Below are 23,784 nucleotides of genomic sequence, written 5' to 3' on the forward strand. Positions count from 1 at the left end.
AAAACCCCACGCGCGGCGTGACCGCGGTGGGGTTGGGGATTACCGATTATACGTTAAAGCTTTCGCCGCAACCGCACTCATCTTTCACGTTCGGGTTGGTAAATTTAAACCCTTCGTTAAGGCCTTCTTTGACGAAGTCCAGTTGAGTGCCGTCGAGGAATTGCAGGCTCTTACCGTCGATCACGACTTTCACGCCTTTGTCTTCAAACACGGTGTCTTCTGCCGCCGGCTCGTCAACAAATTCCAGTACATAAGCCATACCTGAACAGCCGGAGGTTCTTACCCCCAGACGCAGGCCAAAGCCTTTACCGCGGTTCGCCAGGAAGGAATTGACTCGCGCTGCTGCACTGTCGCTTAAGGTAATCGACATAACAAACCTCAACTCTTAATTATTTTGCTTCACGTTTGCTTTTGTAATCCGCAATCGCGGCTTTAATCGCGTCTTCCGCCAGGATAGAGCAGTGAATTTTCACCGGCGGCAGTTCCAGTTCATCGGCGATATCGGTGTTCTTGATAGCCTGCGCTTCGTCCAGCGATTTACCTTTCACCCACTCGGTGACCAGGGAGCTGGAAGCGATAGCGGAACCGCAGCCGTAGGTCTTGAAGCGCGCGTCTTCAATGATACCTTCATTGTTGACTTTAATCTGCAACTTCATGACGTCGCCGCACGCCGGTGCGCCAACCATACCGCTACCGACGCTGTCGTCGCTGTTGTCGAAAGAGCCGACGTTGCGCGGGTTTTCGTAATGATCGATGACTTTTTCGCTGTATGCCATGATGAATTCTCCTTATCGGTGCCGAATTAGTGATGTGACCATTCAATGCTGTTCAGATCCACGCCCTGCTTGAACATTTCCCACAGCGGAGAAAGATCGCGCAGACGGCCGATGGAGTTACGAACCAGTTTGATGGTGTAGTCAATCTCTTCTTCGGTAGTAAAACGACCTAAAGAGAAACGAATAGAACTGTGCGCCAGTTCATCAGTCATGCCTAACGCGCGCAGCACGTAGGATGGCTCAAGGCTCGCGGAAGTACAGGCTGAACCGGAGGAAACCGCCAGGTCTTTCAGCGCCATAATCAGCGACTCGCCTTCAACATAGTTGAAGCTGACGTTGAGAATGTTCGGCGCGCCCTGCTCGAGGTCGCCATTCAGATAAACTTCTTCCATATCTTTCACGCCGTTCCACAGACGGTCACGCAGGCCGCGCAGGCGCGCCATTTCGCTTTCCATCTCTTCTTTGGCGATACGGTAAGCTTCGCCCATACCGACGATCTGGTGGACAGGCAGGGTGCCTGAACGCATGCCGCGCTCGTGGCCGCCGCCGTGCATCTGCGCTTCGATGCGGATACGCGGCTTACGGCGTACGTACAGCGCGCCGATACCTTTCGGGCCGTAAATTTTGTGACCGGAGAAGGACATCAGGTCAACTTTCAGCTGGCTCAGATCGATAGGCAGCTTGCCCACGCTCTGGGTGGCGTCAACGTGGTAAATGATACCGCGGGCGCGGCACATCTCGCCGATGGTAGCGATATCCTGCACCACGCCGATTTCGTTGTTCACGTGCATAATGGAAACCAGGATGGTGTCGTCACGCATCGCCGCTTCCAGTTCTTTCAGATCGATAATACCGTTGCTCTGCGGAGCAAGGTAGGTCACTTCAAAACCTTCGCGCTCAAGCTGACGGCAGGTATCCAGTACCGCTTTATGCTCGGTTTTGCTGGTGATGATGTGCTTGCCTTTTTTCTGATAAAAGTTGGCTGCACCTTTAATCGCCAGGTTATCGGATTCCGTTGCGCCGGAGGTAAAGACGATTTCGCGCGGATCGGCGCCGACCAGTTCGGCAATCTGATTACGGGCGATATCTACCGCCTCTTCAGCCTGCCAACCGAAACGGTGAGAACGTGAGGCCGGGTTACCAAAGGTCCCGTCCAGGGTCAGGAACTGCATCATTTTCTCGGCAACACGCGGGTCCACCGGCGTTGTTGCGGAGTAATCGAGGTAAATCGGTAATTTCATTGCTCTTAAACTCCGTACATCACTCAATGCAAGGAACCAGGCAACCGGCTTGATGTACGACCGAGTACACGAGATGTCTCAACATCCCGGCCTGATTCTGAAAATCTTTATTATTGCTATCTACCCTGCCGTTTCACCTTGCAGCCCGTAAGCCGCAAGCTGAAACTAAGCCTCGTGCTAGGCGCGCAGTTTTACGTCAATGGCGTCCTGAGAACGCGTAGTACGCTGAGATTCATGATTGTGCTGACGACCAGAAACATCGAGGATTTCCTGGTTATTCACCAGTTCGCCCAGGGTGATGTTGTTGAGGAAACCGGTCAAACGTTCGCTCAGATCGCGCCACAACGCGTGGGTCAGACACTTATCGCCACCCTGGCAGCCGCCTTTACCCTGACAACGGGTGGCGTCAACGGATTCGTCTACGGCGCTGATCACTTCGCCTACGGCGATGCTGCCAGCTTCTTTACCTAACAGGTAACCGCCGCCTGGCCCACGAACGCTGGATACCAGACCATTTTTACGCAGGCGAGAGAACAGCTGTTCCAGATAGGAAAGCGAAATTCCCTGACGCTCTGAAATATCTGCCAACGGAACCGGGCCCGTTTCAGAGTTGAGCGCAACGTCAAGCATTGCGGTCACGGCATAACGCCCTTTAGATGTCAGTCTCATGTCTTACTTAACCTCAAACTCGCCCCTGCCCGGGCTTTTTATTAATATGGGTATTGCATAGCAGGGCCAAGTCTGACATTCCCGAGTAAATTGGTCAACTATTTACTTGACTGTTTTAGTCAGGTATTTGGCTTTCCGTGCCGTTATTGATTTCGAGCCGCTCCGGGGCTACAACAGCGATGTGGATTCGTAGGCCGGATAAGCAAAGCGCCATCCGGCGTTAACGCGCTTACTTACCTTTATTCTGCTGCTCAATAGACGCCAGCATCCCGCGCAGGATGTTCAGCTCCTGGCTTTCCGGACGCGCGCGGGTGAACAGACGACGCAGCTTGTTCATCACCTGCCCCGGATGATTCGGGCGGATAAAACCGGTCGCCAGCAGAGTCTGCTCAAGGTGGCCGTAAAAACGTTCTAAATCATCGACCAGCGGATACGGCGTTTCTTCATGTTCAATCGCCGGCTGCGCCTGCTCCTGAGTCGCCAGCCAGGCCATCCGCACTTCATAGGCGATAACCTGCACCGCCATCGCCAGGTTCAGCGAGCTGTACTCGGGGTTGGCGGCGATCGCCACGTGATAGTGGCACTTCTGCAGTTCGTCGTTAGTCAGGCCAACGCGCTCGCGACCAAAGACCAGCGCGACCGGCGCATGCTGACCTTCGGCGACGCTTTTCAGACCGCATTCGCGCGGATCCAGCATCGGCCACGGCAGCGTGCGGGAGCGCGCGCTGGTGCCAACCACCAGGCTACAGCCCGCCAGCGCTTCATCAAGGGTATCGACGATCTGCGCGTTGCCAATCACATCGCTGGCGCCAGCGGCCAGCGCGATGGCCTGGGAATCAGGTTTCACCAGCGGGTTGACCAGCCACAGGTTAGTTAAGCCCATGGTTTTCATCGCGCGGGCAACGGAGCCCATATTGCCGGTGTGTGAGGTTTCTACCAGTACGATTCGAATATTTTGCAGCATTATGGTTCTTCGGCTAAAGATTATTCGTGCATGCTAACATAAAACGGAGACATAAGCAGAATTCGCTGTTACTATATGCGCCGTTTTTTCCCGTTCTTTAACATCCAGTGAGAGATACCGATGCATCCGATGCTGAACATTGCCGTGCGCGCAGCGCGCAAGGCGGGTAATTTAATTGCCAAGCACTACGAAACGCCAGATTCCGTAGAAACCAGCCAGAAAGGCAGCAATGACTTTGTGACTAACGTCGATAAAGCCGCAGAAGCGATTATTATCGAAACCATTCGCAAGTCTTACCCACAGCACACCATCATCACCGAAGAAAGCGGCGAGCACGCTGGTGAAGATCAGGATATTCAATGGGTTATCGATCCACTGGATGGCACCACCAACTTCGTTAAACGTCTGCCACACTTCTCTGTTTCCATCGCCGTACGCATTAAAGGCCGTACTGAAGTCGCGGTGGTTTACGATCCAATGCGTAATGAACTGTTCACCGCCACCCGCGGTCAGGGCGCGCAGCTGAACGGTTACCGTCTGCGCGGCAGCAACGCTCGCGATCTCGACGGTACCATCATCGCCACCGGTTTCCCGTTCAAAGCGAAGCAGCACGCTACCGCTTACATGAACATCCTCGGCAACATGTTCACCGAATGCGCTGACTTCCGTCGCACCGGTTCCGCCGCGCTGGATCTGGCCTACGTTGCCGCTGGCCGCGTTGACGGTTACTTTGAAATCGCCCTCAAACCGTGGGATTTCGCCGCAGGCGAATTGATCGCTCGTGAAGCAGGCGCCATCGTTTGCGACTTCACCGGTGGTCATAACTATATGCTGACCGGCAACATCGTAGCCGGTAACCCGCGCGTCGTGAAGGCGATGCTGGCGAACATGCGCGAGCAGCTGAGCGAAGCGCTGAAGCGTTAATTTCTCACTGAATGTAAAAAGGAAGCTGCGGCTTCCTTTTTTTATCCCCTAAAACGGCCGCAAGCCGCCGCCCGGCGGGATCGCGCTACTCCACATCACGACAGCCGCCGTCAACAGCGCCACGCCGCCGGCCAGCGCCAGCGTCGCCCAGCCAACCTGTTTCCACATCGCCGGCGCCTGATGGCGACTCAGGCGGATAGCCAACTGGCGGAATCCATGCACCAATAGCGCCAGCCCGCTTATGGTCAGCGACGTTCCCGCTGCCATCACCAGCGCGGCAGCCATGCCCCAGCCAAAGAAGCCGATCACCTTGCTGAACAGCAGCACCATAATCGCTCCCGAGCAGGGACGCATGCCCATCGACAGCACAATCGCCAGCCTGGCGCGCCAGTCGTCGCCACTCTGTAGTTGATCCGGCGCCGGAAGGTGCTGATGGCCGCAGCCGCAATGTTCATCATGGACGTGATGCGGGGTAAAAGCGGTAAACGTTGGCCGCCGCAGCAAGACTCGCAGTTTTTTCAATGCCCGCCAGCACAGTAAAAGCCCCAATGCGCCGACCAGCAGATAACTGCCCTTCTCCAGCCAGAAGCTGCTGAGATGCAGTTGACGCGCCGGAAGCTGCAGCAGCGTCAATACCACCACCACGAGTACTATCGCCACCATTCCCTGCAACAGCGATGCCGCCAGCGTCAGCGCAATACTCGATTTCAGCTTTGAGGGATGGGTGGCAAGCCAGGTGGTAATCACGATTTTTCCGTGGCCGGGGCCAAGCGCGTGCAGTACGCCGTAGACAAAGCTGAACCCGAGCAGCGACAGCCCCGCCGCTGACGGATTATCCGCCACCGCCTGCAGCAGTTGGCTGAGCTCAAGATTCAGTGAACGCTGCCAGACCGCGCTTTGCAACAGTACCTGCGGCCAGGCGAGCCACAACCAGATACCGCCCACGACGCTCAGCGTCAGAAACAGCGCCAGCGGCCAGAGTGATTTCCAGCGCGGCGCCCGCGCTCGCGGCGTAAAAACTACTGACATTTCAAGGTCACCTTCTGGGCGAAGTAGTTACCCAGTTCCATGTCTTCCGGCGGCGCGTCCTCTTTATCGAGCGACTGCGCATAAGACAACATTTTGTCGTTGGGTTTCGGCGTCATTACCGTGGCCTTGCAGGAGGCCCGCAGCGCGGCAGGCAGTGAAAAATCGCTATCCTGCTCATAAAACATATCGACGTAGTAGGTCGGATCGAAGGTGGATAACGTAAAGGTTTGTCCGGCAACAGGTTCCGGCGTCGCCAACGGCAAGGTGAAGGTGAGTACCGCCTGCAGCCCGCTCCGTGCAAGGCCGTAGCCATCCGGACGGTTAGCAAACTTAACCCGCTGGCCGTTATGCCACAGTTCGCTGAAGTAGTGCTGGCCGAGTACGTTGGCCATGACCTCCGCCGCGAGTTTTTTCCATACTTCGCTGCCCGGCTTTGCATTGCCGGCATCATAGAGCAGATCCGCTGAGGTTATTTCGTCCATCGTCCAGCGCATGTTAAAGCCGGTCAACAGACCGTCTTTCACCACGGCTTCACTCTGCAAATTAATGAAGCTGTGCGGATGCGCAACGGCTGACAATGATAAAACCATGAAAAATGCCGCACCGACGCAGTGTTTCACTCTCTTCATCTGTTCCTCGCGTGAAAAATTCTGTGAACTTCGCCAGCAATCCTGATCTAAAGGCCGCGGTCCGCCCTGCTCACCCTGCATCCTTTGGCTATTCTTAGCTGAAACCCTAACTGGAACTTACCAGATGATGACAGTGATTGAACCACCATCTGCGCTTTCCAGTCCACAGCGCCGTAGCCAGGTGCTCCTGATGTTCTATCTTCCGGGACAATCCGTCACGCCGCAACAGCTGGTCAGGCTCAACCAGGTGGATGAGGCGACGGCCCAACAGGATATCGCGGAGACGGGGCGCGAAATTCAGCGTTATCATCGACTGACTCTCGCGTCGCAGATGGACGGCAGCTATCGGATTGAAGGCGCCGCGCTCGATCAACGCCTGTGCCTGCTGCACGCTCTCCGGCGTGGGCTGCGCCTGTGCCCGCACTTCGTTCACCACCATTTTACCCCGGCGTTAAAAACGCAGCTTAAACAGCAGGGTATCGCGCGAACCTTATATGATGATACCAATCTTCAGGCGCTGGTGAATCGCTGCGCGCGCACGCTTAATCGGCAGTTCGACTGCCGGGACGGTCAGTTCCTGCGCCTGTATCTTCAGTACTGCCTGCTACAACATCATCTGGGCCAGTCGCCGGATTTCACCCGTGAGCAGCGCAACTGGGCGCAGGCCGCGGCGGAATTTAACCTCGCCGCCGAAATCGTTCGCCACTGGCAGCGCCGGGTCAGCGCCACGCCCCACGCCGGCGAACAACATTTTCTGACCCTGCTGTTTATGTTACTGAAAACACCGGATCCCATTCACGACGGCCATCAACAGGACAGACGCCTGCATCTGGCGATCTCCCGCTTGATCCATCGTTTCCAGGATCTGGCGGGACGGCCATTCAGCGATGAACAAGGGTTGAGCGACCAACTCTATATTCATCTTTCGCAAGCGTTGAACCGCAGCGTATTCGCCATCGGTATTGATAACGCTTTACCGGAGGAGATCGGACGCCTGTATCCGCGCCTGATGCGTACCACCCAGGAGGCATTACGCGATTTCGAAGCGGCCTATCATATTCAATTTAATCAGGAAGAGGTCAGCTTAATCGCGGTTATTTTCGGCGCGTGGTTGATGCAAAAAGCCGACCTGCATGAAAAGCAGGTGGTGCTGCTGACGCGGGAAAATAGCGAACTGGAACAGGCGCTGGAAATGCAATTGCGGGAATTGACGCTGCTGCCGCTGAATATTAAGTACTTAAGCGTGACCCAGTTTCAGCAACAAGGCGCGCCGAAGGATGTGACCTTGGTGGTCACGCCTTACACCACCGCGCTACCGCTGTTTTCGCCGCCGCTGTTTCATGCTGAAGAGAATTTTAGCGATCACCAGCGGCAGCAGATTTGCAAAATGCTTGAGGATTAGGCGCTCACCGCCTTCGGTCGCACGACCAGCGCCGGTAGCGCCACCAGCGCCATCACCCAGAAGACGCCCTGATGCAGGTGCTGGTAGAGGAAACCAGCAAACACCGTCATCACCGCGATGCTGCCGCCCATCGCCACCGCCGAGTAAACGGCCTGCAGGCGGATAACCTCACTTCCCTGCCGCGCGGCGATATAGCGCATGGCCGCCAGATGGCAGACGGTAAACGTACCACAGTGAAGGATCTGCGCGACCAGTAGCCATGGCAGCGCGGTCGTCCAGCCCATAATCGTCCAGCGCGCCACCCCACACACCGCCGAGAGCAGCAGCAGGTCGCGGGCGCTAAAGCGACGGAAGACTTTTTTACTCAAGGCGAAAATCACCACTTCGGCGACGACGCCAAGCGACCATAAATAGCCGACGGCGGAAGCTGAATAACCGGCCTGCTGCCAGTATAGCGCGCTGAAGCCGTAGTAGGCGGCGTGCGCCCCCTGCAACAGACAGACGCAGGCAAGAAAACGCCAGCTTTGCCGCACCAGGCTAAGCCACGCCGATAGTCCGGCCGCCTCCTGATGTCGGCTCTCCCCTTGCGGCATCACTGAAGGTTTCAGCAACATGCCCAACAGCATCGAGGCCGTGCCCAGGCTTAACAACAGCAGGATCGCCCGATAATCAAACAAACTCACCAGTTTACCGGTCAGCGCAGAACCAATGACGAAAGCAATCGATCCCCACAACCGCACCCGGCCGTAATCCATGGTGATTTGTTTTTGCCAGGTGTTGGCTAACGCATCGGTTAGCGGCACCAGCGGCGAGAAAAAGAGGTTGAATCCGACGATGACCACCATCAGCCAGGCTACCTGGCCGCCGACCCAGAAGGCGAGAGCAAATAGCAGCGTCAGCAACGCGAGGATTCGCAAGGCGCTAATCAAACGAGAAGGATCGCTGACCCGCGGCGCAATCAACAGACTGCCCAGAAAACGCGCCACCAGCCCGGCGCCGAGCAACACGCCAATGGTTTCCGGCGTCAGGCCTACGCCTGCCAGCCAGACGCTCCAGAATGGTAGAAAAATACCGTAGCTAAAAAAGTAGGTGAAGTAACTTAGCGCCAGCCAGCGCGTGGAGTGCAAGACCATGATTCCCTCCCGAATGGAAGCTCTAGTCTGGCGATAAAGCGCATACTGAGCAAACCCATGTCTCACTATCTTCATGGTCGTTAAGTACATTTCTCTTAAAATCGTGAGCATTGTCACGCGATGAGTGTGCAATATGGTGGGCAGTATGAAAAAAAATCCGATAACCGGGCATCAGAGTGTTTCCCGCGTATCGACTTAATCGCCGCTCAACGAGGTGTAACAATATTATTTTCCCAGCGTGGCGGGGAGTAAAAATGTGTATTACGTTTAGATCACACGCCTGTGATAAAGGACTGATTATGAACACGCTACGCTATTTTGACTTTGGCTCTTCCCGCCCTGTCCTGCTGTTAATCGCACGTATTGCGATCGTGCTGCTGTTCATTATTTTTGGCTATCCGAAACTGATGGGGTTTAGCGGAACGGTACAATATATGGCTTCTTCCGGCGCGCCGATGCCGACGCTGGCGGCGATCATCGCGGTCATCATGGAGGTACCCGCCGCTATACTGATTATTTTAGGTTTCTTCACCCGCCCGCTGGCGGTGATCTTTATTTTTTACACCCTGGGTACCGCGGTTATCGGCCATCATTACTGGGATATGACCGGCGATGCGGTATTGCCGAATATGATTAACTTCTATAAGAACGTCAGTATCGCCGGGGCCTTCCTGCTGCTGGCGATAACCGGACCGGGTTCGATTTCGCTGGATCGTCGATAACCAGCAGACACAAAAAAGGCCGCAATCGCGGCCTTTTTTATCTTAACGCGGCAAGATTACGCGTAAACCGGGAAACGGGCGCAGATATCCAGCACTTTACCTTTGACGCGCTCAATAACAGCTTCGTCGTTGATATTGTCGAGAACGTCGCACATCCAGCCAGCCAGCTCTTTCACTTCCGCTTCTTTAAAGCCGCGGCGAGTCACAGCCGGAGAACCGATACGGATACCGGAAGTCACGAACGGGCTCTTCGGATCGTTCGGTACGCTGTTTTTGTTAACGGTGATGTTGGCGCGGCCCAGGGCGGCGTCAGCTTCTTTACCGGTCAGGTTTTTATCTACCAGATCCAGCAGGAACAGGTGGTTTTCAGTACCGCCGGAAACCACTTTGTAACCGCGGTTCAGGAACACTTCCACCATCGCTTTGGCGTTTTTGGCAACCTGCTGCTGATAAACTTTGAACTCTGGCTCCATCGCTTCTTTCAGCGCCACCGCTTTCGCGGCAATTACGTGCATCAGCGGGCCGCCCTGCGCGCTTGGGAACACGGCGGAGTTCAGTTTCTTGTATAGCTCTTCGCTACCGCCTTTCGCCAGGATCAGGCCGCCGCGCGGACCCGCCAGGGTTTTGTGGGTGGTAGTAGTAACAACGTGGGCGTGCGGAACCGGGTTCGGATAAACGCCGGCGGCAATCAGGCCCGCTACGTGCGCCATATCGACGAACAGATAAGCGCCGATGCTGTCAGCGATTTCACGCATTTTCGCCCAGTCAACGATACCGGAGTAAGCGGAGAAGCCACCGATGATCATCTTCGGTTTGTGCTCCTGGGCCTGCTTCGCCATGTCTTCGTAGTCAATTTTACCGGACTCATCGATACCATAAGGAATGATGTTGTACAGTTTACCGGAGAAGTTAACCGGAGAGCCGTGGGTCAGGTGGCCGCCTTGCGCCAGGTTCATACCCAGCACGGTATCGCCTGGCTGCAGCAGTGCGGTGTAGACGGCAAAGTTAGCCTGCGAGCCGGAGTGCGGCTGCACGTTAGCGTAGTCGGCGCCGAACAGTTCTTTCGCGCGGTCGATAGCCAGTTGCTCAACGATATCCACGTACTCGCAGCCACCGTAGTAGCGCTTGCCCGGATAACCTTCGGCATATTTGTTAGTCAGCTGGGAACCCTGAGCCTGCATCACGCGCGGACTGGTGTAGTTCTCGGAGGCGATCAGTTCGATGTGCTCTTCCTGACGTACTTTTTCCTGCTCCATAGCCTGCCACAGTTCGGCATCATAATCGGCAATGTTCATTTCACGCTTTAACATCCGCATCTCCTGACTCAGCTAACGATAAAATTTTGGCCTAAAAAGGCGGTCCTGATGGACAACGGCCCACAGTATAACCGAATCATTCTGTGATAACAGGTCTTGACAAAGGATTTTACGCAAACGATTGGCTCCACAGCACACAAGGCTTTGAGCAATAACGCATCAAACATTATCAACGGATTTCTTTTCAGGTTTGTGATGCAAATTCTTCATGTTGTAACTGCTTTGCGGCAAAGTGATAAAGAACCATTTACATAGCAGGGTTATTTATATAAGATGCATTTGAAATGCATCAATAGGATAACATTTAAGGAAGCTGCTATGCTCGACGCTCAAACCATCGCCACGGTCAAAGCCACTATTCCCCTGCTTGTAGAGACCGGCCCAAAGCTAACCGCGCATTTTTATGACCGTATGTTTACTCATAATCCGGAGCTTAAGGAGATCTTCAATATGAGTAACCAGCGCAACGGCGATCAGCGCGAAGCGCTGTTCAACGCTATCGCCGCCTACGCCAGTAATATCGACAACCTGCCGGCCCTGCTGCCGGCGGTCGAAAAAATCGCCCAGAAACATACCAGCTTCCAGATTAAACCGGAGCAGTACAATATTGTCGGCAGCCATCTGCTGGCGACCCTCGACGAAATGTTTAGCCCAGGCCAGGAAGTACTCGACGCCTGGGGCAAAGCTTACGGGGTGCTGGCGAACGTCTTCATCAACCGCGAAGCGGAGATCTATCAGGATAACGCCAGTAAAAATGGCGGCTGGGAAGGTACCCGCGCGTTCCGCATTGTTAAGAAGACCCCGCGCAGCCAGCTTATTACCAGCTTTGAACTGGAGCCTGTCGACGGCCAGCCGGTCGCCGATTACCAGCCAGGACAGTATCTGGCTATCTGGTTGAAGCCGGAAGCCTTCGAATATCAGGAAATTCGTCAATACTCTCTGACCCGCAGAGCGGACGGTAAAGGCTATCGCATCGCGGTGAAACGCGAGAATGGCGGCCAGGTGTCCAACTGGCTGCATAACCACGCCAGCGAAGGCGACGTAGTCTACTTAGCCGCGCCGGCAGGCGACTTCTTCCTCAACGTGGAAGCGCAGACGCCGGTGACCCTGCTCTCCGGCGGCGTCGGCCAAACGCCAATGCTGGCGATGCTGGATACGCTGGCGAAAAGCCATCATCAGGGCCAGGTGAACTGGTTCCACGCGGCAGAAAACGGTGACGTTCACGCCTTTGCGGACGAAGTGAAGGCGCTTGGCGCGGCGTTGCCGAAGTTTACCTCTCACGTCTGGTACCGCAGCCCGAACGAGGCCGACCGTCAGGCAGGACGTTTTGATAGCGAAGGTTTGATGGATTTAGCGCCGCTGGCGGAAAATATTCGCGACCCGCAGATGCAATTCTATCTCTGCGGCCCGGTAGCGTTTATGCAGTTTGCGGCGAAGCAGCTGGTAGAATTAGGGGTCAATAAAGACAACATTCATTACGAATGTTTCGGCCCGCATAAGGTTCTGTAAGCCCAACGACGCGGGGATTTGTAGGCCGGGTAAGCGCAGCGCCACCCGGCAATACTGCAGCGAGCGGCGAGGATTAAATCGCCGCGTCGTCTTCTTCACCGGTACGGATACGAATCACCCGCGCCACGTCGAAGACAAAGATTTTACCGTCGCCGATTTTACCGGTCTGGGCGGTACGAATGATGGTATCGACGCAGGTATCGACGATATCGTCCGTCACCACGATTTCAATTTTCACCTTCGGCAGAAAATCCACCATATATTCCGCGCCGCGGTACAGCTCGGTATGCCCTTTCTGACGACCAAACCCTTTGACTTCCGTCACCGTCATACCGGTGATACCGACTTCCGCCAGCGCTTCACGCACGTCATCCAATTTGAACGGTTTAATAATCGCATCAATCTTTTTCATGGTTTTCCTGTCTTTGTCGCGTAACCGGTTGCTTACCGTATCATAGCTTGCGCTATGCCGCGGGGCTACTCTTTAAAGTCGTTGGCGTCGAGCTCGTGGCGCGACAGCAGTTTGTAAAACTCGGTGCGGTTGCGCCCGGCCATCCGCGCGGCATGCGTCACGTTGCCTTTGGTTATCTGCAAAAGCTTACGCAGGTAGTTGAGCTCAAACTGATTACGCGCCTCGACGAAGGTCGGTAGCGCGGTATTCTCACCCTCCAGCGCCTGCTCCACCAGCGCATCGCTGATCACCGGCGATGAGGTCAGCGCCACGCACTGTTCAATCACGTTAACCAGCTGGCGCACGTTGCCCGGCCATTTGGCGGCCATCAGCCGCTTCATCGCATCGGTGGAGAAGGCGCGCACGAAGGGTTTGTGACGGTCGGCGGACTGGCGCAATAGATGATTGGCCAGTAGCGGGATATCCTCCGCGCGCTCGGAAAGCGGCGGGATCTTCAGGTTAACCACATTGAGCCGATAGAACAGATCTTCACGGAACTCACCGCGCGCCATCGCCTTCGGCAGATCGCGGTGGGTCGCCGAGATAATGCGCACGTCGATATCGATATCGCGGTTGCTGCCCAGCGGGCGCACCTTACGCTCCTGTAGGACGCGCAGTAGCTTCACCTGCAGCGCGACGGGCATATCGCCGATTTCATCAAGGAACAGCGTACCGCCCTCGGCGGCCTGAAAAAGCCCTTCGCGGTTGCTGACCGCGCCGGTAAAGGCGCCGCGCGCGTGGCCGAACAGTTCGGACTCCAGCAATTGCTCCGGCAACGCGCCGCAGTTAATCGCAATAAACGGTTTTTCGTGGCGCGGGCTGGCGTTGTGGATCGCCTGGGCGACAATCTCTTTCCCGGTACCGCTCTGGCCGATAATCAGCACGCTAACGTCCGACTGCGCCACCATACCGGCCTGCTCCAGCAGCCGCAGCATCTGTGGGCTACGGGTGACGATCGCCTGTCGCCAGCGCTCGTCGGTGGCCGGCGAGCTCTGCTCGAGAGCATCATCAATCGCTTTATACAGCGCGTCTTTATCGACCGGTTTAGTCAGAAAACTAAACACCCCTTGTTGGGTAGCGGCAACGGCGTCAGGAATGGAGCCGTGGGCAGTCAGGATGATGACCGGCATGCCGGGCTGCGCCTTTTGGATTTCAGCAAACAGCTGCAGGCCGTCCATTTCATCCATGCGTAAATCGCTCACCACCAGGTCCACCCGCTCGCGCGTCAGCACGCGTAGCGCCTCGGGCCCGCTTTCCGCCGTGACCACGCTGTAACCTTCGCTGACCAGACGCATCCCTAGCAGCTTTAACAGCCCCGGATCGTCGTCCACCAGCAGCAGGTGGGCGGGTTTACGGATCGTCATGGATCACCTCCGGTACCTTATCGCTACCGCTATTAAAATTGCCGCCGGGCTTACGGCTGGAGAGCTGGCGTTCAATATCGGTAAGGTTTTCCAGCTTGCGGGTGGTCAGCTCCAGTTGGCTACGTAGCTGTTGCTCCTGCTGACGCAAGGTTTCCAGTTCAGCATCGCTTGATTGCTGGAGTTTGCCGTAGCGGGATCGCTCCTCAAATAACTGCAATTGGCGGGCTTGGCCGTCGCGCCACAGCCGGTACAGCGGACGAACCTGGGCGGCGATTTGCGGGCTAAAGCTGTCGATGCGGGCAACCATTTCGCGACGCTCGTCGGGGGTAATTTTGGCGTCGGCCAGCAGAATGCCGCGTTTCAACGCATCCTGCCAGTTATCATCGTTATGCAATTTGGCTTCGGCGCGGGCCTGTACCGGCGCCAGGCGATCCGCGCAGTCAATGCCGCGCAGCCAGTACAGCGGGTTTTTATCACTGGCATCGTTTTCCAGCGACCAGATATTGGCGCAATCTACGGAGAGAAAATCCGCCACCTGATGTTCCGGCAGCTCGGGCGGCGCATTGCCGTCAGCGGCGCGCGGCGACATAGCGGCGGAACAACCCGCCAGCGTCAGGCAGCATAGGCCCGACAGCAGCCATCCCCGTAATGGACGGCGCAATGCGAAAAAGTGGGACATATTCACCCAATGTTGATTCATGTGTTGGTTTTTCCCGGCTCAGCGGCGGGGAGCGAGATGCGAAAACAGATGAACCCGGGATTATCATCGACCAGGCTCAGCTCTCCCTGCATTTGCCGTACGCAGTCGCGGGCGATACTTAACCCCAGACCGCTGCCTTTTACTGCCCCTTTACGCAGGTGGCTTCCCTGATAAAAAGGCTCGAAAATCATATTTCTTTCGGCGGCGGGGATCGGCTCGCCGCTATTGGCGACATCGATACGAACCTGCTCGCCGTGGCGGTAACTATGAATCCGAATGTTACCGGATTCAGCGCCATAGTGCACCGCATTGGAGTACAGATTATCAAGCACGCTGGTCAGCAACGTCGGCTCCGCCAGGCAGAAGCGTTCACCCAGCGCAAGCTCGGTAGACATCATCTTGGCTCTTGCCGGTAAACTATGCGCGGAAACGACGGTCTGCGCCAGTTCGGCAATATCCACTTTCTGCCGCTCGACCGGGCCATCGGCCAGTTTGCGATTATAGTCGAGCAGCTGTTCGATCAGCTTTTGCAGATTGCGGCTGCTGTTATCGAGGATCTCAACGATTTCTTGCTGTTCCGTCGTCAGCGGCCCCGCGACCCGGTCCGCCAGCAGTTCCGTTCCTTCACGCATGCTGGCGAGCGGCGTTTTCAGTTCATGTGACAAATGACGAAGAAATTGGTGGCGTTGGGACTCCAGCCACGCCAGACGTTCACTCAACCAGATAATCCGTTTACCAACCGACCGCAGTTCGCGCGGGCCGGTGAACAGCGCCGCATCATCCAGCGATTTCCCCTCGCCCAGGCGATTGATCATCTTCTCAATGCCCTTCACCGGGCCGATGATCATGCGGGTAAACAGCAAGACCAGCGTCAGGCTCAGCAGAAACAGAACCAGCGCCTGCCAGCCGAAGAACTGCCCGCGCTCGGCAATCTCCTGCTGTAGCTGCTGGCCGCGGGAGAAAATCACCGTGCGGGTCGCTTGCACCATTTCACTGTTAGCATCGGCAAAGGCTTCGAGGCTCGCCGCGGCTTTGGCATCCGGCGCGCTATTATGGCAACGTAGTTGGGCCAGGTCGGCAAGGTTCTGCCGCAGGGTCTGCCAGATGTCAGCATCCGGCAACACGCCGGAGAGCGCCTCAAGCATTTCGCTATAACGCTTACGTTGATTTTGATAGACCCGCTCAAGGGTAGGATCGTCCAGCACGCAATACTGGAGATAGCTACGCTCCATTTCCAGCGAGGCGTTGACCATCGCTTCGCTACGCCGCGCATCCGTCAAGGTGGTACGGTTAATATGCGCGGCCTGGGCGCTGAGCGCGTTCAGGCTTTGCCAGGCCTGCCATGCCAGCACCAGCAGCGGCAGCATGATCAGCACAAAGGAAAGCGTCACCAGTTGGCGCAAGGAACGGGGGAAAAGAGAGAATCGCTTCAAAGATATAGCCTCAACCATTAGCTCCTGAAGATGCTAACTGAGGATGGCGGAAACATCCACGGCAGAAACAATAAAGGCAGGCTCTAAAGCCTGCCTTTATTAAGGAATGAGGCGGTGCCTTACTCGACGTTTCGCCCGATGGCTGATAAAGCAGAGCTGTTATCAGGAGTTGGACGGCAGGCACCTGTTTGTGCGTCATTCGAAGTTTATGTAGCGCTTCCCGAAGGGGCTGACATAAGAAGGTGAATGAGCCACTGCTGATTATTATGCACGAACTATGCCACCTTTCAAAACAAATTATTAACACCATGATATATAAAGAATTACATGCAAAAACCCACCCAAAATAATTTGCCTGTTCTTTGACCATAGTGTCGCCAATTAGCAACAGCAAATCGACCTTCAATAACACACATTTAAAATCAATAACTTAAGTGTCGTCATTCAGAGACACCGCAAAACCACGTCTGTCGGTAATTCCCGACACTCTGATACGGCCTCGATCACAAATAAAAAAGCCCCCTGGATTAACAGGGGGCTCGTTTTCATCAACACAATACGCTAGCGGTATTAACCCAGTTGCTTACGCGCGTTGCGGAAGATGCGCATCCATGGGCTGTCTTCACCCCAGTTTTCCGGGTGCCAGGAGTTGCTGACGGTACGGAAGACGCGTTCCGGGTGTGGCATCATAATCGTCGCGCGACCGCTTTCGCTGGTCACCGCGGTAATGCCGTTCACCGAGCCATTCGGGTTCGCCGGATAGGTTTGCGTCACTTTGCCGAAGTTATCGACGAAGCGCAGCGCCACCAGCCCCTTGCTTTCAAGCTGAGCCAGATGCGCGCTATCACGAACTTCCACCTGCCCTTCGCCGTGCGAAACGGCAATCGGCATCATCGAACCGGCCATACCCTGCAACAGCAGCGATGGGCTTTGGGTGACTTCAACCAGGCTGAAACGCGCTTCAAAGCGGTCTGAGTGGTTGCGTACGAAGCGCGGCCACAGATCGCTGCCAGGAATCAGCTCACGCAGGTTGGACATCATCTGACAACCGTTACACACGCCCAGCGCCAGCGTCTGCGGGCGGTGGAAGAAAGTGGCGAACTCATCGCGTACGCGTTCGTTGAACAGAATCGATTTCGCCCAACCTTCACCTGCCCCCAGTACATCACCGTAGGAGAAGCCGCCGCAGGCCACCAGCGCATGGAAGTCGCCAAGACCGGAACGACCTGCCAGCAGATCGCTCATATGCACGTCGATGGCATCGAATCCGGCGCGATGGAAAGCGGCCGCCATTTCAACATGGGAGTTAACCCCCTGCTCGCGCAGCACGGCCACTTTCGGGCGCGCGCCGGTCGCAATATACGGTGCGGCAACATCTTCATTGATATCAAACGACAGCTTAACGTTAAGACCCGGGTCGCTATCGTTAGACTTCGCCTGGTGTTCCTGATCGGCGCACTCCGGGTTGTCGCGCAGACGCTGCATCTGCCAGGTGGTTTCCGCCCACCACATACGCAGCGTGGTGCGGCTTTCGCTGAACAGCGGCTGACCATCGGCGGTAATAACAAAACGATCGCCTGCCGTCGCCTGGCCTAAGTAGTGCACGCAATCTGCCAGACCATTCATCGCCAGCAGCGCTTCTACCGCTTCGCGATCCGCGGCGCGAACCTGAATCACCGCGCCCAATTCTTCGTTGAACAGCGCCGCCAGACGGTCGTCGCCCAACGCGGCGATATCGGCTGTTACGCCGCAGTGACCGGCAAAAGCCATTTCCGCCAGCGTCACTAACAAGCCGCCATCGGAGCGGTCGTGGTAGGCCAACAGCTTACGCTGCGCCACCAGCGCCTGCATCGCGTCCCAGAAGCCTTTCAGCTGCGCGACATCACGCACGTCGGCCGGCTGGTCGCCAAGCTGACGATAGACCTGCGCCAGCGCGGTAGCGCCCAACGCGTTACGCCCTTTGCCGAGATCGATCAGCAGCAGGGCGTTGTCTTCCGTAGAGAGCTGCGGGGTCACGGTGCCGCGCACGTCTTCAACGCGGGCAAACGCGGAGATAACCAACGACAGCGGCGAGGTCATTTCGCGCTGCTCGCTACCTTCCTGCCAGCGGGTTTTCATCGACATTGAGTCTTTGCCCACCGGGATAGTCAGGCCCAGCGCGGGGCACAGTTCTTCACCGACCGCTTTTACCGCCTCATACAGACCGGCGTCTTCCCCCGGGTGACCGGCTGCCGCCATCCAGTTTGCCGACAGTTTGACGCGGTTGAGTTCGCCAATCTGCGTAGCGGCGATGTTTGTCAACGCTTCGCCGACCGCCAGGCGGGCAGAGGCGGCAAAGTCGAGCAGCGCAACCGGCGCGCGTTCGCCCATCGCCATCGCTTCGCCGTAGTAGCTATCGAGGCTGGCGGTGGTCACCGCGCAGTTGGCGACCGGGATCTGCCACGGCCCCACCATCTGGTCACGCGCCACCATACCGGTCACGGTGCGATCGCCGATGGTCACGAGGAAGGTTTTCTCAGCCACCGTCGGCAGATGCAGCACGCGGTTAACCGCATCGGCAATCGCCATCGGTTGACGATCCAGCTCGCTGCCCTGCGCTTTCAGCGTTTGCACGTCACGCGTCATTTTCGGCGTTTTGCCAAGCAGGACGTCCAGCGGCAGGTCGATCGGCCGATCGTTAAAGTGGCTGTCGCTCAGGCTAAGGTGTTGCTCCGCCGTGGCTTCACCGATCACCGCATAAGGCGCGCGCTCGCGGCGGCACAGCTCTTCAAACAGCGGCAGCTGTTCCGGCGCGACCGCCAGAACGTAACGTTCCTGGGATTCGTTACACCAGATCTCCAGCGGGCTCATGCCCGGCTCATCGCTGAGGATATCGCGCAGCTGGAATTTTCCGCCGCGGCCGCCATCGCTCACCAGCTCCGGCATCGCGTTAGAGAGACCGCCCGCGCCAACGTCGTGGATAAACAGAATCGGGTTCGCATCGCCCAGCTGCCAGCAGCGGTCGATCACTTCCTGACAGCGGCGCTCCATTTCCGGGTTGTCGCGCTGTACAGAGGCGAAATCCAGATCGGCATCAGACTGGCCGGAAGCCATGGATGACGCCGCGCCGCCGCCGAGACCAATGTTCATCGCCGGGCCGCCCAGCACAATAAGCTTGGCGCCAACGGTGATTTCGCCCTTCTGGACGTGCTCGCCGCGGATGTTGCCAATACCGCCCGCCAGCATGATCGGTTTGTGATAGCCGCGCAGCTCTTCGCCATTGTGGCTGGTCACTTTCTCTTCATAGGTACGGAAGTAGCCATTCAGCGCCGGACGACCAAATTCGTTGTTAAACGCCGCGCCGCCCAGCGGGCCTTCGGTCATGATATCCAGCGCGGTCACGATACGCTCTGGTTTACCGAAATCCTCTTCCCACGGCTGCTCAAAGCCCGGAATACGCAGGTTCGAAACCGAGAAGCCGACCAGGCCCGCTTTCGGCTTCGCGCCGCGTCCCGTTGCGCCTTCGTCGCGGATCTCGCCGCCGGAACCGGTCGCGGCCCCTGGCCACGGCGAAATTGCCGTCGGGTGGTTGTGGGTTTCAACTTTCATCAGAATGTGCGCCGGCTCCTGATGGAAGTCATAGCGCCCGGTCTGATAGTCGGCGAAATAACGACCGACTTCGGAACCTTCCATTACCGCGGCGTTGTCTTTATAGGCAGACAGCACATATTCCGGGTTTTTCTCGAAGGTGTTTTTGATCATTTTAAACAGCGACTTCGGCTGTTTTTGGCCGTCGATAATCCAGTCGGCGTTAAAAATTTTGTGGCGGCAATGTTCCGAGTTGGCCTGCGCGAACATATACAGTTCGATGTCGTTCGGATTGCGGCCAAGCTTAACGAATGCGTCCTGTAGGTAGTCGATTTCGTCATCGGCCAGCGCCAGCCCCAGACGGAGGTTGGCGTCAATCAGCGCCTGACGTCCCTGACCCAGTAGGTCCACGCTGGTCACCGGTGTCGGCTGATGGTGAGCAAACAGCTTCTCCCCCTCTTCCAGCTCAGTGAAAACGCTCTCCATCATGCGATCGTGCAGTTCTGCCGCAACGGCGTCCCACTGCGCGTCGCTCAGACCCTGTGCTTCAACGTAGTACGCCACGCCGCGTTCCAGCCGCACGACCTGCGATAAACCGCAGTTATGGGCGATGTCGGTAGCTTTGGAGGACCAGGGAGAGATAGTGCCGGGGCGAGGGGTGACGAGCAGTAATTTACCGGTTGGCGTATGGCTGTTGAGGCTTGGGCCATATTTAAGCAGTCTGACCAGTCTTTCGCGCTCCTCATCGCTTAGCGGGGCGCTCAGGTCGGCAAAGTGAACATACTCCGCGTATAAGGTGCTAACCGGCAGGTTGGCCGCCTGAAAACGTGCCAGCAGTTTGTTGATACGGAATGCCGACAGTGCAGGTGAACCACGCAAAATATCCATCATAAGTCTCTCGTCTTCGAAGCTTTCAAGGTGAGCCAGGGGGAAACGGGCGCCATTATAGAGAATCCTGAGCCCTGACGAAACCGTTTGCGTAGAAATAAAATGATTCATCAGTTTTATCAATAAATGTGACATGAATCGCGAATAAGTTGCCAACTGGCGCATTCTTAAGCAAAATGCCGCTCAACTTACGGCAACCTTTTACTTTTTCCGGATATACCCAGCTGAGGAACTCCACGCTGCAGAAAATTAACTATTTGAAAAAATTAAAGATTAATTATCTGCTGATCGGCGTCGTCACCCTTTTGTTGGCGGCGGCGCTGTGGCCGTCTTTACCGTGGATGGGAAAACCGGAGAACCGCGTTGCCGGGATCATTGCTCGCGGCGAACTGCGCGTGAGTACAATTAACTCCCCGCTGACCTACGCCGCCATCAACAATAAAGACTACGGTCTTGATTACGAACTGGCGAAACGCTTCGCCGATTACCTTGGGGTGAAGCTGAAAGTCACCGTGCGGCAGAATATTAGCCAGCTATTTGACGATCTCGATGCCGGTAAAACCGATATGCTGGCCGCCGGGCTGGTCTATAACACCGAGCGGGTAAAGAACTATCAGGCGGGCCCCACCTATTATTCCGTTTCGCAGCAGCTTGTCTATCGCGTTGGCGGTAATCGCCCGCGCACGCTGGCCGGGATCAACGCCGAACAGCTCGCCATCGCCCCAGGCCACGTCGCCCTTAACGACCTGCAGGCGCTGAAGGAGAGCAAATACCCGGACCTCAACTGGCGCGTTGATGAAAAGCGCGGCACCACCGCCCTGATGCAGGCGGTCATCGACGGCACGCTGGAATATACCGTCGCCGATTCCGTCGCCGTCAGCCTGTTCCAGCGCGTACATCCGGAGCTGGCTGTGGCGCTCGATATCAGCGATGAACAGCCGGTCACCTGGTTTAGCGAAAAAAGCGAAGACAATTCACTATCGGCAGCTATGCTCGATTTCTTTAATAGTATGAATGAAGACGGCACCCTCGCCCGCCTGGAAGAGAAGTATCTCGGCCACGGCAACGACTTTGACTACGTTGATACCCGCACCTTCCTGCGCGCGGTGCAGAATACGCTGCCGGATCTGAAGCCGCTTTTTGAGAAATACGCCCGGCAGATCGACTGGCGACTGCTGGCGGCGATTGCCTGGCAGGAGTCGCACTGGGATCCGCAGGCCACCTCGCCAACCGGCGTGCGCGGCATGATGATGCTAACCCGTAACACCGCCCAGAGTTTAGGCCTGACCGACCGTACCGATGCCGAACAGAGCCTCGATGGCGGTATGCGCTATCTGCAGGATATGATGGCCAAAGTGCCGGATTCAATCCCGAAAGAGGAGCGGGTCTGGTTTGCGCTGGCGGCTTATAACATGGGCTACGCGCATATGCTTGACGCGATGGCGCTGACAAAAAAACAAAAAGGCAATCCGAACAGCTGGTCCGACGTTAAGCAACGTCTACCATTGTTGAGCCAGAAGCCCTACTACAGCCGCTTAAAATATGGCTACGCCCGAGGCCATGAGGCCTACGCCTACGTGGAAAATATTCGTAAGTACCATATCAGTCTGGTTGGGTATTTGTCTGAACAGGAAAGGAAAGCGGCGCAGGAGATGGCGATCGCCGAAGATTATCCAGCCGTCGCGCCGGAAGAACTCGATAGTGAGCATAAAGAGTATGCGATGCCCTTCTTTAAGTTTCGCGGCGAAAAGCTTGTCGACAACGTTAAACTGAAGTTGCCGACATTGGGACGTTAGCCCTCTTCCTGACGCGCTTTCTTCAATGCCTTTTTCTCTTCCCGCCGCCAGCGGAAGAAATCGCTCAGCATTGCGGAGCAAGATTCAGCCAGAATTCCCTCGGTAATTTCAACGCGGTGGTTCATCCCCGGATGATGCAGCACATCGATTAACGACCCGGCCGCGCCGGTTTTAGCATCGCGGGCGCCGAACACCAGCCGCGAGATACGGCTATGCACCATCGCCCCGGCGCACATCACACAAGGCTCCAGCGTGACGTACAGCGTGGCATCAATTAAACGATAGTTCTGCAGGACCAGCCCTCCCTGACGCAGCGCCATAATTTCGGCATGGGCGGTGGGATCGTGACGACCAATCGGCCGGTTCCAGCCCTCACCGATGACCTGATTGTTATGCACCAGCACGGCGCCCACCGGCACCTCGCCCTCTTCCCAGGCGCGTTTCGCCAGCGTCAGCGCATGGCGCATCCAGTATTCATCATTAAATTCGTGGTCAGACACAGCGGCACTCCTGCAGAAAAAGCGGGGCGCATTATACATGGGCGCTATATATCGCCCAAATAATTCGCCTGCAGCAGAATTATTCGAGCTGCTGGAGATCGCCCTGCGGCGTCACCCGCCAGCGGTGCTGGCAAAAACAGAGTAGCGGGTTATCCTGCTCGCTATCGCTATAGCCGCTATATAAGCGTAGCGGCGCGCCGATCCGCTGTTCCAGCTGCGCTACTTTCTCATGGCCCAGGCAACGCAGCGTCAGCACCCAGCCGCCGCGACGGCGGCTCATACGGCTGGCGATAAGCTTTACGCGCGGCAGCCAAAGCGTATCGGCATAGACCTGTTCCACCAGCGACTGCGGTGAGCCGGTAATCAGCCAGACGTCAGCATCGGTACTGGTTAAATAGTCGTTTAGCCGGCCCTGTACCACGGGAAAGGCGGTCACGTGCTGGCGAAACCAGCTAACGAACTCCGCCTCCAGACGCTTAAGATGGCTTTCACGCCGGCCACAGGTGGCGGCCCACAGCAGCAGGCTCATCGGCCAGCGCGCCGCGCGTCCGTTAACCAACAGCCCCAGCAGTACTATTGGCGACAAGGCCGCCACTGCCAGTACGTTGAGCGGTTGACGACGTAAGAGGTAACGAATAAAGCTGCCGAACATATCCTGCTGGTGCAAGGTGCCATCAAGATCGAAAAACACGACTCGTCGCGCGTTACTGTTCAAACCGAACTCCTTTCTGGTACGGATTTTCCTGGCGATGTCGATAGCTTAACAGGCTT

At 56.5% G+C, this 23,784-nt stretch carries 21 protein-coding genes; 5 read left to right on the plus strand and 16 right to left on the minus strand.

Annotation, left to right across the window (positions count from 1 at the left end; all coding sequences use genetic code 11):
- Positions 1-46 precede the first annotated feature (46 nt).
- The 5 genes from iscA to trmJ form a co-directional block, all read right to left on the minus strand.
- Complete coding sequence (gene iscA, locus PGR29_RS07430) at positions 47-370, minus strand: iron-sulfur cluster assembly protein IscA (protein ID WP_012540868.1); 324 nt, start codon at positions 368-370, stop codon at positions 47-49.
- 19 nt (positions 371-389) lie between these two features.
- Complete coding sequence (gene iscU, locus PGR29_RS07435; RefSeq protein WP_004866383.1) at positions 390-776, minus strand: Fe-S cluster assembly scaffold IscU; 387 nt, start codon at positions 774-776, stop codon at positions 390-392.
- Positions 777-802: 26 nt separating this feature from the next.
- The gene (gene iscS / locus PGR29_RS07440; RefSeq protein ID WP_015703173.1) at positions 803-2,017 is read right to left on the minus strand and encodes a cysteine desulfurase; all 1,215 of its coding nucleotides are present in this window, start codon (positions 2,015-2,017) and stop codon (positions 803-805) included.
- Between the two features lie 177 nt (positions 2,018-2,194).
- Positions 2,195-2,686: a Fe-S cluster assembly transcriptional regulator IscR gene (gene iscR, locus PGR29_RS07445; protein WP_015370314.1), complete on the minus strand. Its 492-nt coding sequence runs from the start codon at positions 2,684-2,686 to the stop codon at positions 2,195-2,197.
- A gap of 229 nt (positions 2,687-2,915) precedes the next feature.
- Entirely contained in the window at positions 2,916-3,650 is a 735-nt protein-coding gene (trmJ, locus tag PGR29_RS07450; protein WP_045377574.1) for a tRNA (cytosine(32)/uridine(32)-2'-O)-methyltransferase TrmJ, read from the minus strand.
- A 120-nt stretch (positions 3,651-3,770) separates the two neighbouring features.
- On the opposite strand from trmJ, the gene suhB reads away from it, so the two are divergent.
- Complete coding sequence (suhB, locus tag PGR29_RS07455) at positions 3,771-4,574, plus strand: inositol-1-monophosphatase (RefSeq protein ID WP_015370312.1); 804 nt, start codon at positions 3,771-3,773, stop codon at positions 4,572-4,574.
- 48 nt (positions 4,575-4,622) lie between these two features.
- On the opposite strand, the gene PGR29_RS07460 is transcribed toward suhB, so the two are convergent.
- Both PGR29_RS07460 and PGR29_RS07465 read right to left on the minus strand, forming a co-directional pair.
- Positions 4,623-5,603 (minus strand): nickel/cobalt transporter, encoded by a 981-nt coding sequence (locus PGR29_RS07460; protein WP_316424323.1) that lies wholly within the window; start codon positions 5,601-5,603, stop codon positions 4,623-4,625.
- Positions 5,594-6,232 carry a DUF1007 family protein gene (locus PGR29_RS07465; protein WP_213794774.1) on the minus strand — a complete coding sequence of 213 codons (639 nt, stop codon included), beginning with the start codon at positions 6,230-6,232 and terminating at the stop codon, positions 5,594-5,596. Before PGR29_RS07465 ends, PGR29_RS07460 begins: the two co-directional genes overlap by 10 nt.
- 124 nt (positions 6,233-6,356) lie before the next feature.
- Here PGR29_RS07465 and csiE point away from each other — a divergent pair, with 124 nt between their 5' ends.
- Positions 6,357-7,634, plus strand: a complete 1,278-nt coding sequence (csiE, locus tag PGR29_RS07470) for a stationary phase inducible protein CsiE (protein WP_087858396.1) — start codon at positions 6,357-6,359, stop codon at positions 7,632-7,634.
- On the opposite strand, the gene PGR29_RS07475 is transcribed toward csiE, so the two are convergent.
- Complete coding sequence (locus PGR29_RS07475; RefSeq protein ID WP_213317556.1) at positions 7,631-8,767, minus strand: 3-phenylpropionate MFS transporter; 1,137 nt, start codon at positions 8,765-8,767, stop codon at positions 7,631-7,633. The genes csiE and PGR29_RS07475 overlap by 4 nt on opposite strands.
- Positions 8,768-9,066: 299 nt before the next feature.
- On the opposite strand from PGR29_RS07475, the gene PGR29_RS07480 reads away from it, so the two are divergent.
- On the plus strand, positions 9,067-9,489 hold the full coding sequence (locus tag PGR29_RS07480) for a DoxX family protein (protein WP_015370306.1): 423 nt from the start codon (positions 9,067-9,069) through the stop codon (positions 9,487-9,489).
- Positions 9,490-9,545: 56 nt separating this feature from the next.
- Here PGR29_RS07480 and glyA read toward each other — a convergent pair whose 3' ends face one another.
- The gene (glyA, locus tag PGR29_RS07485) at positions 9,546-10,799 is read right to left on the minus strand and encodes a serine hydroxymethyltransferase (protein ID WP_015370305.1); all 1,254 of its coding nucleotides are present in this window, start codon (positions 10,797-10,799) and stop codon (positions 9,546-9,548) included.
- Between the two features lie 324 nt (positions 10,800-11,123).
- On the opposite strand from glyA, the gene hmpA reads away from it, so the two are divergent.
- A complete protein-coding gene (gene hmpA, locus PGR29_RS07490) occupies positions 11,124-12,314 on the plus strand; it encodes an NO-inducible flavohemoprotein (protein ID WP_117025999.1) in 1,191 nt (396 codons plus the stop codon).
- A 73-nt stretch (positions 12,315-12,387) separates the two neighbouring features.
- Here the strand turns inward: hmpA and glnB are convergent, their stop codons facing one another.
- The 5 genes from glnB to purL all read right to left on the minus strand — a co-directional run bounded on the left by glnB (position 12,388) and on the right by purL (position 20,720).
- Positions 12,388-12,726 (minus strand): nitrogen regulatory protein P-II, encoded by a 339-nt coding sequence (gene glnB / locus PGR29_RS07495; RefSeq protein WP_002914032.1) that lies wholly within the window; start codon positions 12,724-12,726, stop codon positions 12,388-12,390.
- A 65-nt stretch (positions 12,727-12,791) separates the two neighbouring features.
- Complete coding sequence (gene glrR / locus PGR29_RS07500) at positions 12,792-14,129, minus strand: two-component system response regulator GlrR (RefSeq protein WP_045377589.1); 1,338 nt, start codon at positions 14,127-14,129, stop codon at positions 12,792-12,794.
- Positions 14,116-14,808, minus strand: coding sequence for a two-component system QseEF-associated lipoprotein QseG (gene qseG / locus PGR29_RS07505; protein ID WP_162750221.1), 693 nt, complete (start codon positions 14,806-14,808; stop codon positions 14,116-14,118). The genes glrR and qseG overlap by 14 nt, the downstream gene beginning before the upstream one ends.
- Positions 14,809-14,825: 17 nt before the next feature.
- Positions 14,826-16,262: a sensor histidine kinase gene (locus PGR29_RS07510; protein WP_087858444.1), complete on the minus strand. Its 1,437-nt coding sequence runs from the start codon at positions 16,260-16,262 to the stop codon at positions 14,826-14,828.
- A 570-nt stretch (positions 16,263-16,832) separates the two neighbouring features.
- Complete coding sequence (gene purL, locus PGR29_RS07515; RefSeq protein ID WP_316424326.1) at positions 16,833-20,720, minus strand: phosphoribosylformylglycinamidine synthase; 3,888 nt, start codon at positions 20,718-20,720, stop codon at positions 16,833-16,835.
- Between the two features lie 173 nt (positions 20,721-20,893).
- Here purL and mltF point away from each other — a divergent pair, with 173 nt between their 5' ends.
- On the plus strand, positions 20,894-22,513 hold the full coding sequence (mltF, locus tag PGR29_RS07520) for a membrane-bound lytic murein transglycosylase MltF (protein WP_316424327.1): 1,620 nt from the start codon (positions 20,894-20,896) through the stop codon (positions 22,511-22,513).
- Here mltF and tadA read toward each other — a convergent pair.
- Both tadA and yfhb read right to left on the minus strand, forming a co-directional pair.
- Positions 22,510-23,013: a tRNA adenosine(34) deaminase TadA gene (gene tadA / locus PGR29_RS07525; protein WP_015370298.1), complete on the minus strand. Its 504-nt coding sequence runs from the start codon at positions 23,011-23,013 to the stop codon at positions 22,510-22,512. The genes mltF and tadA overlap by 4 nt on opposite strands.
- Before the next feature lie 79 nt (positions 23,014-23,092).
- On the minus strand, positions 23,093-23,728 hold the full coding sequence (yfhb, locus tag PGR29_RS07530) for a phosphatidylglycerophosphatase C (protein WP_045377600.1): 636 nt from the start codon (positions 23,726-23,728) through the stop codon (positions 23,093-23,095).
- Positions 23,729-23,784 lie beyond the last annotated feature (56 nt).

Source organism: Klebsiella sp. 141203 (assembly GCF_032601985.1).
GTDB classification, from domain to species: Bacteria; Pseudomonadota; Gammaproteobacteria; order Enterobacterales; family Enterobacteriaceae; genus Klebsiella; species Klebsiella aerogenes.